We start from the raw sequence: 15,150 nt of genomic DNA on the forward strand, positions 1-15,150 counted from the left end.
GAGTCACCCGCGTTCGACCTGCACACTCACTGAACGTCCACCTCCTTACCCCGAAGTGGGTACTTCACCGCCGGCACCGCCCTTCCTACCGTGACGGTGTGCGTGTGGAGATCTGGAGCGACATCGTCTGTCCGTGGTGCTACATCGGCAAAGCCCGGTTCGACAAGGCACTCGCCGCCTTCGAGCACCGCGACGAGGTCGAGGTGGAGTTCCGGTCGTTCGAGCTCGAACCCGGCCGCGACAAGCAGGACGTGGAGCCGGTCGAGCGGATGCTGACCCGGAAGTACGGCCCGCAGGCGGCGGGCATGGAAGAGCGGGTCGCCGAACTGGCCCGCGCGGAGGGCCTCGGCTTCCGGGTCGACCGCGAGGTGGGCAGCACGTTCGACGCCCACCGGTTGCTGCACCTGGCCCGCGACCACGGCGTCGGGAACGACTTGGCCGACGCGTTGTTCGATGCCAATTTCGCCGACGCGCGGCCGTTGTTCACCGGGGACGCTTTGCCGCAGGTCGCCGCCAAGGTCGGTCTCGACGAGGAGGACGTGCGTCGGGTCCTGGCTGACCCCACCGCCTACGCCGAGGCCGTGCGGCGGGAGGAGCGCGAGGCGGCCGACCTCGGCGCGACCGGAGTTCCGTTCTTCGTCATCGACCGCCGGCTCGCGGTGGCCGGCGGGCAGCCCACCGAGGTGTTCGCCCGAGCCCTGGAGCGGGCCTGGCAGGAGTCACACTGAGACAAGGCCTTCGGCGCGCAGGTCGGCCCACAGCGGCTCGGGCACGTCCATGTCGAACATCGCGATGTCGTCCCGGGCTTCCTCGGCGGACCGCATCCCGACGAGGATCCCCACGACGGCCGGGTGTCGCAGCGGGAACTTCATCGCCGCCTGCGGAACCGTCACGCCGTGCGCCTCGCACACGTCCGCGATGCGATGCGTGCGCGTCACCATTTCCGGCGGCGCGGGCTCGTAGTCGTAATGGGCGTCCGCGAGGGGACGGGGTGTGGCCGACAGGCCGGAGTTGAAGATCGACGCGGCGATCACGGACACCTCGCGCCGCTGGCACTCCGGCAGCAGTCCGTCGAACGCGGTGTGGTCGAGCAGGGTGCTGCGGCCGGACTGGATCATCACGTCGATGTCGGTCTCGCGGACCAGGCGGGTCTGCAGCGCGGTGTCGTACATGCCCGCGCCGATCGCGCCGACCACGCCTTCGTCGCGCAGCTCGGCGAGCGCGGGGTAGCCGTCGCGTAGTGCGTCCTCGAAGTGTTCCTCCGCGTCGTGCAGCAGAAGCACGTCGAACCGGTCCACGCCCATCCGGGTCAGTGAGTCCTCGACGCTGCGCCGGATCCCGTCGCGGGTGAAGTCCCAGACCCGCCGGTGGGTGGCCGGGACGTGGAATCCGACGTCGTCCATGCGCCCGGCGGGGTCCTGCGGCACCAGCACCCGACCGACCTTTGTGGACAGTGTGTAGGCGTCCCGCGGCCGTTGCCGCAGGAACTCGCCGACCAGGCGTTCGGACTGGCCGATCCCGTAGTGCGGGGACGTGTCGAAGTACCGGATCCCGCCGGCCCAGGCCGCCGCCAACGCGGCCATGGCGACGTCGTGGTCGACCGGCGCGAACAGGCCACCCAGCGGGCCGCCGCCGAAGCCCAATGGGGTGACGGTGACGGCCGTCCGGCCGAGTCGGTTGGTCTGCACCACGAGCACCCTGCCAGAGGGCGGCAGAATGGTCGACGGAATTGCGACGTGCCGTCCTTCGTGGGGAGATGTATGCCTGACCTGAGCTACGACTCGGACGCCGACTTCGACATCACCGTGCGGACGATCGCCGAGCGGCCGGGGGTGGTCATCTCGGACTGCCGGTTCGACAACGTGGAGGGCGACCCGGTCGACTGCTACCTCGTGGCCCCGGTCGGGTCGCCGTCGGCAGGTGTGGTGTTCCAGCACACGACCGGTGGGCGGGAGGCGTTCCTGCCGGAGGCGGTCCAGGTCGCCGAGGCCGGCGGCATCGCGCTCAGCATGGCGCCGTTCACCATGCCGGACGCGGCGACGGTCCGCCAGTCGATCTTCGCCACCCGGCGCGCCGCGGACATCCTGTTCCGCCAGGTCGACCGGGTGGGCCTGGTCGGGCACAGCGGCGGGTCGATGGTGTCGGCCGTGGTCGGCGGCATCGACCACCGGTTCGCGTGCCTGGTGATCGAGGCCGGGCTGTCCGGGCTGACGTTCCACCTGCGCGACAGCAAGCATCCGATGATCGCGGGCCTGCGGGCCGCCACCCCGGCCGACGTGTTCGAGGCGACGCTGGCCGAGCTCAGTCCGTACGACGCGGTGCACTTCATCGGTGACGTGGCGCCCACACCGCTGCTGTTCCAGTTCCCTCGGTTCGACATCGGTGTCACCAAAGCGGAGTTCGAGGCGTTCTACGCGGCCGCGAACGAACCGAAACAACAGCTTTGGTACGACAGCGGGCACGTGGTGAACGACCCCGCCGCGTTCGCCGACCGGGCGCGGTTCCTCGCCGACCACCTGGGCCTGGACCGGCTGCCCGGAATCCTGACCGGCCGGACAACCGGGTGAGCACGCCGACCGGTCTGCCCGACCAGGTGGTGTTCATGCGGCAGGTGCACGGCGGCGCCGTCGCGTACGTGACCGCCCCGGGCGTACGGCCTGAGGTGGACGCGGTTTTCACCGACCAGCGCGGGTTGGCGCTGCGCGTGGTGGTCGCGGACTGCGCGCCGGTGCTGATCACCACGGCGGGCATGGTCGGCGCGGCGCACTCCGGCCGGACCGGGACGGTCGCCGGTGTGGTGCCCGCGCTCGTGCGGGCGATGGCCGGGCGCGGCGCGGACGTTCGTGGGATGACTGCGTGGATCGGGCCGAACGCGTGTGGTTCGTGCTACGAGGTGCCGCCGCAGATGCGCGCGGACGTCACGGCGGCGGTGCCGCACGCGTGGGCCACCACACGCCACGGCACGCCGTCGGTGGACATCCGCGCGGGGATCGTCGGCCAGTTGACCGCACTGGGCGTCACCGACATCCAGCACGACGACCGGTGCACGATCGAGTCGCCCCAGTTGTGGTCCTACCGGCGGGACAGACGCAGCGGCGGGAACTACGGGTTCGTCTGGCTCGACTGAAGCCGCGGGATGACGTGGTCGGTCTTCTGGGCGTACTCGTCCTTAGTGGTGTGGCTTGAGCACGACCGTCCGCAGCGCGTCGCATAGTTGTCGCGCGGCGGCGTCGTCTTCCAACGGCGCTAGGAACCGCCGCTCCGCTTCGTCACTCGCCTGTCGGGCGCGTGCCAGCGTGTCCTGACCGACGTCGGTCAGCTCCACGACGTTACGGCGTCGGTCGTCGGCGTGCGGGTGACGGGACACCAGTCCCTTGTCTTCGAGCGTGTCCAGCAGCGCCACCATCGTGGTGCGGTCGATCCCGAGTCGGTCGGCCGCCTGCTGCTGGGACGCTGGTTCGCCGTCCGTGAGCACCAGCAGCACCGACAGTTCCCGGCCGCTGATGCCGTACGGCCGCAACGCGGCCCCGGTCAGCTCGTACAGCTGGTTCTGGGCGTGCTTGAGCAGGTAGCCGAGACGGCTGGTCACCTCCGGGCTCAGCCCGTCCTTGCTGGACACCGTCCCATCCTATGGCTAACCTGATCGTCAGTAGTACTGAGCATTTGTAGTGCTGACAGATTGGGGAGCAGTCATGATCCTGGTGACCGGCGGGTTGGGGTTCATCGGGTTACACACCACGCGGGCACTGCTCGACCTGGGCGAATCGTGTGTCCTCGGGCAACGGCGGCCGGACGGGCCGCCGGCCGACCTCGCCGACCGGCAGGTCGTGGTCGACCGCGTCGACATCAACAACGAGGCGGAACTGCTGGCGGTCGGCGACCGGCACAAGATCACCGGCATCGTGCACCTCGCCGGCTCGATGCCCTGGCCGCGCGGCGCCGACATGCCCGTCGCCGAAGAACCTGTCGGCGACGCGCGGGCCGCCCTCAACAGCCTGTTCAACGTCATGCACGCGGCGCGCGAATGGGACGTGCCGCGCGTGACGGTCGCCAGCACGATCGGCGTGTACGGCGGTGTCGCCGGCGCGGGTCCTCGGTTCGAGGACATGCCGCTGCCGATGACGTCCGGCCATGTGATCCCCGCGTTCAAGAAGATCGGCGAACTGCTCAACGACTACCTGGCCGACACCACCGGCCTGGACATCGTGAACCTCCGGATCGGCGCGATCTGGGGTCCGGGCGGCCGGCCCACGTCACCGTTCTTCGCGGTGCCGCAACTGGTCCGGGCGGCGATCAACGGCACGACCCCGGACCTGTCCAGGATGACCTCCCCCGCGTACGCCGAGGACGCCATCGACCTGTGTTACGTCAAGGACTGCGGCCGGGCGATCGCGCTGCTGCAACTCGCCGACCGCCTCAACCACCGCACGTACAACGTGTCCGCCGGCCGGGCCACCACCAACGCGGAACTCATCGCCGCCATCCGGCAGGTCGTCCCGGACGCCCGGATCGACCTGCCCAGCGGCGGCGACGGCGAGCAGTCCTATTTGGACATCACGCGGATCGGCCAGGACACCGGCTACCGGCCCGCGTACGACACCGAAACCGCGGTGGCCGACTACATCGACTGGTTGCGCGCGGGCAACGAGCGCTGACTCAGTGGTGTTCCCCGGTCGCTCGGGGAACACCACTGTCACTTCACAGACCGGCCAGTTGCGTCAACACGCCGTTGGCCACCGGCCAGCTCGTGTTCGTCGCCGCGACGTTCTGCGCCTTCACCTTGTTCAGGTCCTCGAAGAAGTTGCCGTCGTAGGCCAGGCAGAACCAGACCTTGCCGTGGAAGTCCGGGTCGTTGATGAGCGAGCACCCCGGCGTCAGGTTGGTGCTGACCCGTTGGTTCGCCGAGCGCAGCACCGGGACGAAGGTGGTGTTGGGCAGGCCGGCCCGGCTTCGGGTGATCAGCGCGATCGGGCCGAGCGCGTTGACCGAGAAACCGAGCTGGTCCTGGGCGCCCTTGTCGACGACGGTGGCCAGCAGGCTGTCGATGAGGTTCGCGCAGGACGTCGCGTGCAGGGCGAACACCTGCTGGTTGTCCGGGGTCAGGAACTGGAAGTTCGGGAAGTCGACGATCGCGTCCCGGGTGCAGGCGCGGGCCTCGGCCGCCGCGATCGCGTCGATGTGGCTGATGATCGCGGTCTGGGCGGACTGGATGGCGGCGAGGATCTTGTCGACGGCTGCCTGCAGGGAGATGCCGCCGCCGAAGAAACTCTGGTACGCCTGGTACGCGGCTTTGACCGCGGCGGCGATGGTGGCCGGGTCGACGTTCGGGTGGACCGTCCCCCGGTCCGAACTGGGTGTGGCCGCGGACGCCTGTGCGGTGGTCATGCCCAACGCGGTCGTCACGGCCATGGTCAGCGCGATGATGACGCTGATCAGTCTTCGCTTCACTGTGGTGGTGCCTCTCTGGAAAAGGGACATCGTTCCCGGATACGTCGGCGGGTTACACACGCGCGATTGACGGGCAGCCGGGCGGCTGCCTATGGTGAAACACGCAGCTGGCTGGCTGCCTGTTGAGGAGTCGCGATGGACGAGGTCTTCAAGGCGCTGGCCGACGCCAGTCGCCGGCAGCTGCTCGACAGCCTGAACAGGCGCAACGGCCAGACGCTGCGGGAGCTGTGCGACGGGCTGGACATGGCGCGCCAGTCGGTGAGCAAGCATCTGGCGGTGCTGGAGTCGGCCGAACTGGTGACCACGGTCCGGCGCGGCCGGGAAAAGCTGCACTACCTCAACGCCATGCCCATCAACGCCATCGCCGAGCGGTGGCTGGACAAGTACGACCGCGAACGTGCCCACGCACTGGCGGATCTGCAGACTGCCCTGGAGGCGACACCGATGAGCACGAACGCGTTCGTGTACACCACGTACATCCGCACCACTCCTGAGCAGCTGTGGCGGGCGTTGACCGAGCCGGCGTTCACCCGCCGCTACTGGGGCGGGGTGGCGCTGGAGTCGGACTGGCGGGTCGGCTCACCGGTCCGGGTGCAGAACAGTCCGGACGAGGAGTTCGCGGACGTCGACCAGAAGGTGCTGGTCGCCGACCCGTACCGGACGTTGTCCTACACGTGGCACAACTACCAGCCCGAGCACGCGCCGATGTTCGGCTGGTCGGCCGCGGAGTTGGCCGAGCGGCAGCGGGAGCGTCGGTCCACGGTGACGTTCGAGTTGGAGCCGGCCGGTGACACGGTGAAGCTCACGGTCACCCACGACGGGTTCCAGGAGGGCAGCGCGATGATGGAGGCGGTGAGCGGGAAGCTCGACTTCAGCGGCGGCTGGCCGCAGATCCTGGCCGGCCTGAAAACTCTCCTCGAAACCGGCACGGTGTAGCTGTCGATCCCCGAGGACGCCGTTCGTGTAGGGGGTGAAGGAGGCGGACATGACGAACTATCTGCTCAGCGTCTACCAGCCGGACGGCCCGGTCCCCGAGCCCGCCGAACTGGCCCGCATCATGGCTGACCTGGACGTGGTCAACCAGGAGATCAAGGACGCCGGAGCGTGGGTGTTCTCGGCCGGGTTGGCCGCGGCCGGCAGCGCGACCGTCCTGAAGTCCGACGGACGGGACGTGCTCATCACCGACGGGCCGTTCACCGAGGGCAAGGAGCACCTCGGCGGGTTCACTGTGATCGCCGCGGCCGATCTGGACGAGGCGTTGACGTGGGCGGCGAAGATCGCGCACGTGCTCGCCCCGCTGTCGATCGAAGTACGCCCGTTCGCGGCATGATCGAGCAGGTCTTCGCGCAGGAGTACGGCCGGTGTGTCGCCGTGCTGGTGCGGGTGTTCGGCGACATCGACGTCGCCGAGGAGGCCGTCCAGGAGGCGTTCACGGTCGCGGTGCGCAACTGGCCGGAGTCTGGCGTCCCGCCGAGCCCGGCCGGCTGGATCATCACCACCGCCCGCAACCGCGCCATCGACCGGCTGCGCCGCGAGTCCGCGCGCGACGACAAACACGCTCAGGCAGCGTTGCTGCAGGCACAGGACGAGTCCGTGGAGGAGGGCGCCGTGCACGACGACCGACTGCGTCTGATCTTCACGTGCTGTCACCCCGCGCTGGCTCCGGCGGCGCAGGTCGCGCTGACCCTGCGTCTGCTCGGTGGGCTCACCACGGCGGAGATCGCGCACGCGTTCCTGGTGCCTGAACCGACCATGGCGCAACGGTTGGTCCGCGCCAAGGGCAAGATCCGCGAGGCCCGTATTCCCTACCGGGTGCCGCGCGAAGCCGATCTGCCCGAGCGGCTACGAGCCGTGCTGGCCGTGGTGTACCTCATCTTCAACGAGGGGTACGCCGCGAGTTCCGGCAGTGAGCTCGTTCGGGAGGACCTGTGCGCGGAGGCGATCCGGTTGGGCAGGTTGCTCGTGTCGTTGATGCCGGACGAGCCGGAGGCGATCGGCCTGTTGGCGTTGATGGTGCTGACCGACGCCCGCCGGCCCGCGCGCACCGGTCCCGACGGCGGACTGGTGCTGCTGCGCGACCAGGACCGCACCCGGTGGGACCGTGACCTGATCAGCGAGGGGCATTCCCTTGTGCGGCAATGCCTTTGGCGTGATCATCCAGGCCCGTACCAGATTCAGGCGGCGATCAACGCCGTGCACGCCGACGCCGCCACAGCGCGGGACACGGACTGGCGGCAGATCCTGACGCTCTACGACCACCTGATGACGTTCACCCCCACACCGGTGGTGGCGCTGAACAGGGCGGTGGCCGTCGCCGAAGTCGACGGACCCGCCGCCGGCCTGTCCCTTGTGGACGATCTGAACCTGGACCGCTACCACCTGTTCCACGCCATCCGCGCCGATCTGCTGCGCCGCCTGGGCCGGACGGCCGACGCGTCGGCCGCCTACACCCGGGCGATCGACCTGGCGGACAACACAGCCGAGCGCGAGCTGCTGACGCAAGCCCGCGCTCGGCTGTGAGCCCGTTGTGATCACCGGCGGCGCCAGGGCGCCCCCACCGGCTGCAGCTCGTTGGGCACGGTCTTCGGTTCCTCGGTCCGGTGGCCGCGACCGGGCCACCATGCCGCGCGACCGATCAGCGCGGTCAGGCTCGGCACGAAGAACATCGCCATCACGAAGGCCGCGACCAGGATGCCGAACGCGAGTGCGAAGCCCATCTCGGCGAGCATGGTGTTGCCCGCGAGCATCAGCGCGCCCAGCGAACCGGCCAGGATCACGCCGGCCGCGGCGATCGTCGGCCCGGTGTGCCGCACCGCCAGTGCGGCCGCCTCGCGTGGTGACCGCCCTTCCTTGGCCTCTTCACGCAGCCGCGCCATCATCAGGATGTTGTAGTCGGTGCCGAGCGCGACCACGAACATGTAGATGATCAGCGGGATCATGAAGATCAACCCGGGTTGGCCGCCGAACACCTGGAAGACCAGTGTCGTCGCGCCGAGTGTGGCCGCGAAGCCCAGGCCGACCGAGGCCATCACGTACCACGGCGACACCACGCTGCGCAGCATCAGCCCGAGCAGCAGCATGATCAGCAACGCCGCCACCGGGAACACCAGGAGGTAGTCCCGGTGCATCGTCTCCTTGACGTCCGCGTAGACCGCGGTCTCCCCGCCGACGAAGGCCTTCGTACCAGGAGGCGCCGCGGCGTGCGCGGCGTCCCGCAACGGGCCGTCCACCGTGTCGATGGCCGCGTCGGATTCCGGGCTGCTGCCCAGCGCGACACTGAAACTCGCCGTGTTGTGGTCACCGTTCTGCGTCGGCGGACTGACCTGGCTGACGCCGTCGACCTTCAGCTTGGCGGCGAACCTCGACAGGGCCGCCTCGTCGAGCCGCTGGCCGTTCTCGGCCCGCAGGTAGACGTTCGTCGGCGAGGTCGCGCCCGCCGGCATCCCCTTCTTCAGGTCCTTCAGCGCCACCTGTGACTCGGCGGTCGCCGGCATGGACCCCGAGGACAGGTCGAAGGTCGGGTTGAGACTCACCATGCCGACCCCGAGCGCGACCATCACCGCGCCGGACACCACTGCGACCAAAGCTGGCCGCCGGCCGACAACCCGTCCGACCGCGCCGAACCGGGCCGCCTTGGGTTCGCGCCGCCAGGATTTCGACGGCCAGAACACCTTGCTGCCCATCAAGGACACCACCGCGGGCACCAGCGTGATCCCGGCGAGCAGGGTGACACCGACAGCGATCGCCAGCGCGGGTCCCATGGAACGGAAGAACCCGAACGAGGAGAGGGTCATCGCCGCGAAAGCGATCATCACGACGACCGCGGCCGTCGTGATGGCCTCGCCGACCCGGCTCACCGCGGTCACCATCGCCTGTTTCGGTCCGTCACCGGCGCGCAGGCGTTCCCGGAACCGGAACATCAGAAACAGGATGTAGTCCGTGCCGACCCCGAACAGCACGACGATCAGCATCGACGCGATCGACGCGTCCGTCTTGAGCCCGAACGCCTTGACCACATGGGCGATCAGCCCGTTGGCGACCTGGGACACGATCCCGATCAGCACGATCGGCAACAACGCGATGATCGGACTGCGGAAGATCACCAGCAGCAGCACCAGGATCAGCAGAACCGTGGCCAGCAGGACGAGCGCGTCCCCGTTGGTCGAGGACTCCTGCATGTCGAGTTGCTGCGCGACCGACCCGGTGGTGCCGACCTTGAGGCCGGTACTCGCCGCCGCGCTCTTCAGTTCGGCGCGCAGCTGTTTGGCCGCCGCGGTGAGGTCCGTGAGGTTCGACTGGTTGATCTCCGGCATCTTGACCGCGCCGATCTGCACCGACCCGTTCGGTGCCGGGCTGCCGGCCAGGATCTGTTCGACATTGCCGATGTGCTTGGCGTCGACGGCCCGGACGATGTCGGTCACCTTCGCCGAGTCGCCCGGTGCCAGCGGCTTGTCGTCGGCGCGTTGGAACACGATGATCATCGACGGCGTGAATTCGGTGGGGAACGCCTGCTGCCCCACCTGGGCCGCCTGGATCGACTCGGAGTCCCTCGGCAGCGCGTCACTCTGATCGGTGGTCTTCGGCAGTGCGGGGGCCGTGAGGACCACGACCGCGGCGAGCAGTACCCACGCGGCGATCACCCACCACGGCCGATGCACCACGAACCTGCCCAGTGCGGCGAAGAAACCCCGCTCCGCGGCGTTGACGCCGCGGAGCGGTTGGGTCGTCGAATTCATCAAATCCCCCCACGTCTGTCGCAGCCTGAGGCCACGATCGTTGAACCGATCACGACGATGACGATCACCGACCGCTCTGACGCCGACCTGTCATCGCGCTGACACCGCCCCTGCCCCGGTGACAGCGAAGCCTAGTGTACGTACACTCATACGTATAGTCGAATTGGACCTGCCAAGTGGACAGGTGAGGTGATGGAGGATGTAGCCATGCCGAACAAGACGATCTACGTCTCCGACGACGATCTGCCGTTGTACCAGCGGGCGCAGGAGTTGACCGGGAGCAATCTGTCGGCGGCGATCGCGGCGGCTCTGCGTCGGTACGTCGAGGTCGAGGAGGGGCGGCTGGCGGGTTTCGACGATGTCGTCGTCCGGGTCGGCACCGGGGTGGGGCGCAAGGTTCGGTTCTCCGGGACTCTGCTGGGGCAGTGGGAACGGTCGGCGAGTACCCGCGAGGAGAAGTTCCGGGTGTACCGGTCGCGGACCGGCAAGTTCGTGGTGCACACGCAGCGCTCCGAGGAGTGGACGAAGGGGGCGGACACGCCGAGCGGTTGGCGGATGTACGTCAGCTCCAACCAGAGTTGGGGGATGACACCGGCGTCGGCCACGTTGGAGGTCGCCGACTCGGTCGAGGAACTGCGCGACAAGATCCCCGATGAGTTGTTCGACATTGTCGTGGCGTTGGCGGACGAGCCGGCCATCGAGGACCTCGACATCTGACCTGGCCACAGCTGAGCGGATGCCGGCGGCGGTGCGGGCGTTCGCGGACTACCAGCCGATGACGCCGGCCATCGGGACCATCCGCGGTCATCTGGTGGGCCAGGTTCGCCTGAGGCGGTCGATCACGTTGAGGAACAGGGTGAAGGTGTTGTCGACGCGTTCCCGGTCGTTGGTGGTGATCAGGTCGAGTTGCAGGCCGCGGGCCTGGGCGACGATCATCGACGCCACCAGAGGCGCCTGCTCTTCGGGGCAGCCGTCTGCTGTGACCAGGCGTGTCATCAGTGTCAGTGAGTCGTGCACGACCTGCTGCAGGAAGCGGTCGTAGCGTTCCGGTTCCCGTGCGGCCTGAGCGAAGACCTCGAACAGCAACCGGTAGACGGGCAGGCGTTCCGCGGTCGTCGAGTTGCGCCACCACGAGTGGAGGTCGGCCAGGTGGGTGGGCGAGTCGGCCAGGCCGGCCGCGTCGGCCAGTCGTTGGCGCAGCAGGTCGATCACCTCGGTGACCAGGTTCTCCTTCGAGCCGAAGTGGTGCAGCAGCGTCCCGTGGCTGACCTTCACCGCTGAGGCCAACGGCCGCATCGCCAGGCCGGCCAGCCCGTGCGCCAGGACGTAGTCGGCCACCGCGTCGAGCAGTTCGGGCCGCCGGTGTTGGTAGCGGGCGCTTCGGCCGTCGATGTGCTCCACCTCCATCGACCGGACGGTACGGCAACACGAGATAGTTTGACCGTTTGGTCGAGCTACTTCTAGGGTGGCCGTCATGGCTCCCGAGATCACTCGTCTGCACCACGTCGGCCACGTCGTCCGCGACATGCCCGCCGCGGTCGACCTTTACCGGCGGCTGGGCTTTGTCGTGCCGGCGCCCAGCTATCCCGCGATGCCCCCCGGGAAGGTGCCGAGCCCGAGCCGTTCGGCGCGGCCAACACCCATGCCGACTTCCCGCGCGACTTCCTCGAACTGGCCACCGTGGTCCAAGCAGGCGGTCGCGTGCCAACCGACGCGCGGCTCGTCCCGCTGCAGGCCCCGCCCGACGTGCTCCCGACGCTGCTGGAGCGGATCAACACCACCAGCGCGAACCTGGCGGAATGCCTGGACCGCTTCGAGGGCCTGCACATCCTGATGTTCTCCGCAGCCGAATCGTCGCGGACCTGGACCCGCGGATCCAAGCCACTCGGCTGGCCGACCACCCCAACGGCGCCGTCGGCCTCGTCGACGCCACGCTCTGCACCACCGACACTGAGTTGGATGCCGTCCAGGCACGATACGAGCGTTACCTCGGCCGGACACCCCGAACACAAGGGCCCGCCCGGGTCTTCGACCTCGACGAGGCAACGCTCACCCTCGTGCCCGCCTCCGGTCTCGCCACACTGTTCCCCGGCGAGCAACCCCCGGCCCTGCCCGCTCTCGTCGCGTGCACGGTCGCCGTCCATGACCTGGACGCGACGAAGAGCTTGTTGCAGGACAAGGAGATTCCGTGGCTACCGACGCCGTTGGGGGATGTCTTCGTACCAGCCACCGCCGCCCTCGGTACCAGCATCGCCTTCCGTCAGGTGAACCAGACCGCCACCACGATGGCCCGGAGCTGAACTGGCAGAACAGCGCTGGGTGGTAGATCAGTTCGCCAGCCGGAACTGCAGCCGGGTCTCCCATTTGCTCATGTCGGGCTGCACGCTGGGGTTGGTGAGCAGCTGCTCGAGCCGGCACCCCCAGCGTTCGCCGCCGTCGGTCGCGGTCATGTCCCACGACAGGCCTTGGGCGGCGGCCCAGACGAGCAGTTGCGCGGTGACGTCGATCAGTTCGTCCGGGTGGCCGACGTGGGTGACCGTGACGTACCGGCCGGCCGGCAGCACGCCGGCGGTGACGGTGTCGTCGCCGGACAGCACGGCGTCCACCGGGACGCCGGCCTCGACCTCCAGGCGGGAGTCCATGTCGATCAGGTTGTACTTGAAGAACGGCGCGTCGACCGGGGCGACACCGCGTTCGGCGAGCCAGCCGAACACCTCGGGCAGCCGGTCGGCGATCTCCGGGAAGGTCCGCATGGTGACCATTCCGCGCACCGACACATAGGGCTGTTCGACGCGTTCCACGATCTCTGGGGTCATCGGGTGGGTGCCTCTCCACGTGCGCACGCGTCCACACGTTCCCGCAGGAGCGCCTGTTCGCGTGCGTTGTCGGTCAATGTCGCGGCCCGTTCGAACTCCGCGCGGGCCTCGTCGTAGCGGCCGAGTTTGGCCAGCAGGTCGCCGCGGACGCTCGGCAGCAGGTGGTACGCCTTGAGCGCCGGGTTGTCGGTGAGGGTGTCGACCAGGTCCAGTCCGGCCGCCGGGCCGTGCGCCATGGACAGGGCGACGGCGCGGTTGAGCTCCACGATCGGCGACTCCACGACGTCGGCCAGCGCGTCGTACAGCGAGGCGATCCGTGCCCAGTCGGTGTCCGGTGGGGTGGTCGCGCGGGCGTGGCAGGCGGCGATCGCGGCCTGCAGCGTGTACGGGCCGCGGTCGTCGCCGGGGACTTCGGCACTGAGCGCTTCGGCCTGTTCCAGGGCGGCCAGGCCGCGGCGGATCAGGACCTGGTCCCAGCGGGTGCGGTCCTGGTCGAGCAGCAGGATCGGTTCGCCTGCGGAGTCAGTGCGCGCGGTAGCGCGGGACGCTTGGATCTCCAGCAACGCCACCAGGCCGTGCACCTCGGGTTCCTGGGGTGCCAGGCCGGCCAGCACCCGGCCGAGCCGCAGCGCCTCCTCGCAGAGGGTGGGGCGCATCCAGTCGTCGCCCGCGGTGGCCGAGTAGCCCTCGTTGAAGATCAGGTAGATCACTTCGAGGACGGACGCGAGCCGCGCGGGTCGTTCGTTCGCGGCGGGTACCTCGAACGGGACCTTCGCGTCGGCGAGGGTGCGTTTGGCGCGCACGATCCGTTGCTGGATGGTCGACTCGCCGACCAGGTACGCGCGGGCGATCTCCTTGGTGGACAGGCCGCCCAGCATCCGCAGGGTCAACGCGACGCGCGCCTCGGTGGACAGCACGGGGTGGCACGCGGTGAACACCAGCCGCAGCACGTCGTCGCCGATGTCGTCGTCCAGGGCGGCGTCGATGTCGGGTTCCGGGTTCGCTCCCCCGGTCTCGATCTCGTGCCCGAGTTCCTGGACCTTGCGCGCGAGGACCTGTTCGCGCCGGACGAGGTCGATCGCCCGGTGTTTGGCGGTGGCCATCAGCCACGCGCCCGGGTTCTTCGGCACCCCGTCCCTCGGCCACTGTTCCAGGGCGGCGACCAGCGCGTCCTGGGCGAGTTCCTCGGCGCGGCCGACGTCCCGCACGATCCGGGCCAGGCCGGCGATCACCCGGGCCGACTCGATCCGCCACACCGCGTCGATCGTCCGGTGCGTCTCTGACATCGCCATCCCCCTCGTGAGCAGGTCGTGCTCAAGGTACTCACGAGGGAGGGTGATGGTCATCGGTACTGCTTCGGCCAGCCGGTCGGCGAGTCCTCCCATTGTTCCTGGCGGCCGTACGGGGTGAGGTCGAGGAAGGTGTACGGGGTGACCATGTGGTCCATGCCGCGGGCGAACGCGCTGTAGGTGTGGAACACGTCGTCGCCGTCGCGCAGGAATACGCTGTTGACCGGCCAGTCGCCGCGCAGGTCCTGCTCGGTGAAGCCCTGGGCGAGCAGTTCGTCCTTGGTGCGGTAGTTGTATTCGACCGGCGCGCGGTCCTCGTCCAGTGTGGTGTGCAGGTCGTAGTTGAAGTCGCTGCCGGCCGACGAGTAGAACGGGAACATCCAGCCGCGGCCTTCGGTGAACGCCTGGATCTTCGGGTAGGGCGCGCGGGCGATCGCGACGAAGGTGACGTCGTGGTCGTGCAGGTCGGCCAGGATCGGCGGGGTGAAGGTCTGGTCGGCGGCGCCGGTGCAGCGCGAACAGCCGGTGTCGGTCTCGTCGATCCACATGAAGTGGTGCACGTACAACTGGCTCCGGCCGTCGAACAGGTCGGCCAGCCGGTACCGGCCGTCGGGACCGGTGAACGCGTAGTCCTTCTCGACTTTCACCATCGGCAGCCGGCGGCGTTCGGCGTTCAGCCGGTCACGGGCCTTCGTCGCCTCTTTTTCCTTGGCCAGCAACGCTTTGCGTGCGTCGAGCCACTGCTCGCGGGACACCACCTCGGGCCGTGCGCGGACTGTGCTCGTCATGGGTCTGTCCTCCTTCGGGACGGTGTGCGTCATCAGGTCAGACAGATCTCGTGGCGGAAAGTCATCGGGCCGG

At 68.9% G+C, this 15,150-nt stretch carries 17 protein-coding genes; 9 read left to right on the forward strand and 8 right to left on the reverse strand.

Features of this window, described 5'->3' with window-relative positions; all coding sequences use genetic code 11:
• Positions 1–98 precede the first annotated feature (98 nt).
• The gene (locus EV192_RS17260; RefSeq protein ID WP_132116387.1) at positions 99–728 is read left to right on the forward strand and encodes a DsbA family oxidoreductase; all 630 of its coding nucleotides are present in this window, start codon (positions 99–101) and stop codon (positions 726–728) included.
• On the opposite strand, the gene EV192_RS17265 is transcribed toward EV192_RS17260, so the two are convergent.
• Positions 720–1,688 carry an aldo/keto reductase gene (locus EV192_RS17265; protein WP_132116389.1) on the reverse strand — a complete coding sequence of 323 codons (969 nt, stop codon included), beginning with the start codon at positions 1,686–1,688 and terminating at the stop codon, positions 720–722. The two genes, EV192_RS17260 and EV192_RS17265, sit on opposite strands and share 9 nt — an antisense overlap.
• A gap of 72 nt (positions 1,689–1,760) precedes the next feature.
• Between EV192_RS17265 and EV192_RS17270 the strand changes: the two genes are divergently transcribed.
• On the forward strand, positions 1,761–2,567 hold the full coding sequence (locus tag EV192_RS17270; protein WP_132116391.1) for an alpha/beta hydrolase family protein: 807 nt from the start codon (positions 1,761–1,763) through the stop codon (positions 2,565–2,567).
• On the forward strand, positions 2,564–3,127 hold the full coding sequence (gene pgeF / locus EV192_RS17275; RefSeq protein WP_207926092.1) for a peptidoglycan editing factor PgeF: 564 nt from the start codon (positions 2,564–2,566) through the stop codon (positions 3,125–3,127). Before EV192_RS17270 ends, pgeF begins: the two co-directional genes overlap by 4 nt.
• 42 nt (positions 3,128–3,169) lie before the next feature.
• Here the strand turns inward: pgeF and EV192_RS17280 are convergent, their stop codons facing one another.
• Positions 3,170–3,619, reverse strand: coding sequence for a MarR family winged helix-turn-helix transcriptional regulator (locus EV192_RS17280; RefSeq protein WP_207926093.1), 450 nt, complete (start codon positions 3,617–3,619; stop codon positions 3,170–3,172).
• Between the two features lie 73 nt (positions 3,620–3,692).
• On the opposite strand from EV192_RS17280, the gene EV192_RS17285 reads away from it, so the two are divergent.
• The gene (locus EV192_RS17285; RefSeq protein ID WP_132116393.1) at positions 3,693–4,655 is read left to right on the forward strand and encodes an NAD-dependent epimerase/dehydratase family protein; all 963 of its coding nucleotides are present in this window, start codon (positions 3,693–3,695) and stop codon (positions 4,653–4,655) included.
• Positions 4,656–4,698: 43 nt separating this feature from the next.
• On the opposite strand, the gene EV192_RS17290 is transcribed toward EV192_RS17285, so the two are convergent.
• A complete protein-coding gene (locus EV192_RS17290) occupies positions 4,699–5,448 on the reverse strand; it encodes a hypothetical protein (RefSeq protein ID WP_132116395.1) in 750 nt (249 codons plus the stop codon).
• A 135-nt stretch (positions 5,449–5,583) separates the two neighbouring features.
• Here EV192_RS17290 and EV192_RS17295 point away from each other — a divergent pair, with 135 nt between their 5' ends.
• Genes EV192_RS17295 through EV192_RS17305 form a run of 3 tightly spaced genes read left to right on the forward strand, consistent with a single transcriptional unit; the run spans position 5,584 to position 7,968 of the window.
• Entirely contained in the window at positions 5,584–6,384 is an 801-nt protein-coding gene (locus EV192_RS17295; protein WP_132116397.1) for an ArsR/SmtB family transcription factor, read from the forward strand.
• A 49-nt stretch (positions 6,385–6,433) separates the two neighbouring features.
• Positions 6,434–6,778, forward strand: a complete 345-nt coding sequence (locus EV192_RS17300; protein ID WP_132116399.1) for a YciI family protein — start codon at positions 6,434–6,436, stop codon at positions 6,776–6,778.
• On the forward strand, positions 6,775–7,968 hold the full coding sequence (locus EV192_RS17305; protein ID WP_132116401.1) for an RNA polymerase sigma factor: 1,194 nt from the start codon (positions 6,775–6,777) through the stop codon (positions 7,966–7,968). Before EV192_RS17300 ends, EV192_RS17305 begins: the two co-directional genes overlap by 4 nt.
• Positions 7,969–7,979: 11 nt before the next feature.
• Here the strand turns inward: EV192_RS17305 and EV192_RS17310 are convergent, their stop codons facing one another.
• Complete coding sequence (locus EV192_RS17310) at positions 7,980–10,184, reverse strand: MMPL family transporter (RefSeq protein ID WP_132116403.1); 2,205 nt, start codon at positions 10,182–10,184, stop codon at positions 7,980–7,982.
• Positions 10,185–10,391: 207 nt separating this feature from the next.
• Between EV192_RS17310 and EV192_RS17315 the strand changes: the two genes are divergently transcribed.
• Positions 10,392–10,901, forward strand: a complete 510-nt coding sequence (locus EV192_RS17315; protein WP_132116405.1) for an EXLDI protein — start codon at positions 10,392–10,394, stop codon at positions 10,899–10,901.
• An 87-nt stretch (positions 10,902–10,988) separates the two neighbouring features.
• Here EV192_RS17315 and EV192_RS17320 read toward each other — a convergent pair whose 3' ends face one another.
• Positions 10,989–11,591 carry a TetR/AcrR family transcriptional regulator gene (locus EV192_RS17320; protein ID WP_165960427.1) on the reverse strand — a complete coding sequence of 201 codons (603 nt, stop codon included), beginning with the start codon at positions 11,589–11,591 and terminating at the stop codon, positions 10,989–10,991.
• A gap of 392 nt (positions 11,592–11,983) precedes the next feature.
• Here EV192_RS17320 and EV192_RS54810 point away from each other — a divergent pair, with 392 nt between their 5' ends.
• Positions 11,984–12,484 carry a hypothetical protein gene (locus EV192_RS54810; protein WP_207926094.1) on the forward strand — a complete coding sequence of 167 codons (501 nt, stop codon included), beginning with the start codon at positions 11,984–11,986 and terminating at the stop codon, positions 12,482–12,484.
• 27 nt (positions 12,485–12,511) lie between these two features.
• On the opposite strand, the gene EV192_RS17330 is transcribed toward EV192_RS54810, so the two are convergent.
• From EV192_RS17330 to EV192_RS17340, 3 genes are read right to left on the reverse strand one after another with little or no spacing between them, the layout of a single operon-like run.
• Entirely contained in the window at positions 12,512–13,000 is a 489-nt protein-coding gene (locus tag EV192_RS17330) for a GyrI-like domain-containing protein (RefSeq protein WP_132116838.1), read from the reverse strand.
• Positions 12,997–14,292, reverse strand: coding sequence for an RNA polymerase sigma factor (locus tag EV192_RS17335; RefSeq protein ID WP_132116836.1), 1,296 nt, complete (start codon positions 14,290–14,292; stop codon positions 12,997–12,999). The genes EV192_RS17330 and EV192_RS17335 overlap by 4 nt, the downstream gene beginning before the upstream one ends.
• 50 nt (positions 14,293–14,342) lie before the next feature.
• The gene (locus EV192_RS17340; RefSeq protein ID WP_132116409.1) at positions 14,343–15,077 is read right to left on the reverse strand and encodes a DUF899 domain-containing protein; all 735 of its coding nucleotides are present in this window, start codon (positions 15,075–15,077) and stop codon (positions 14,343–14,345) included.
• Between the last annotated feature and the right edge of the window lie 73 nt (positions 15,078–15,150).

It is taken from the genome of Actinocrispum wychmicini, assembly GCF_004345645.1.
GTDB classification, from domain to species: domain Bacteria; phylum Actinomycetota; class Actinomycetes; order Mycobacteriales; family Pseudonocardiaceae; genus Kibdelosporangium; species Kibdelosporangium wychmicini.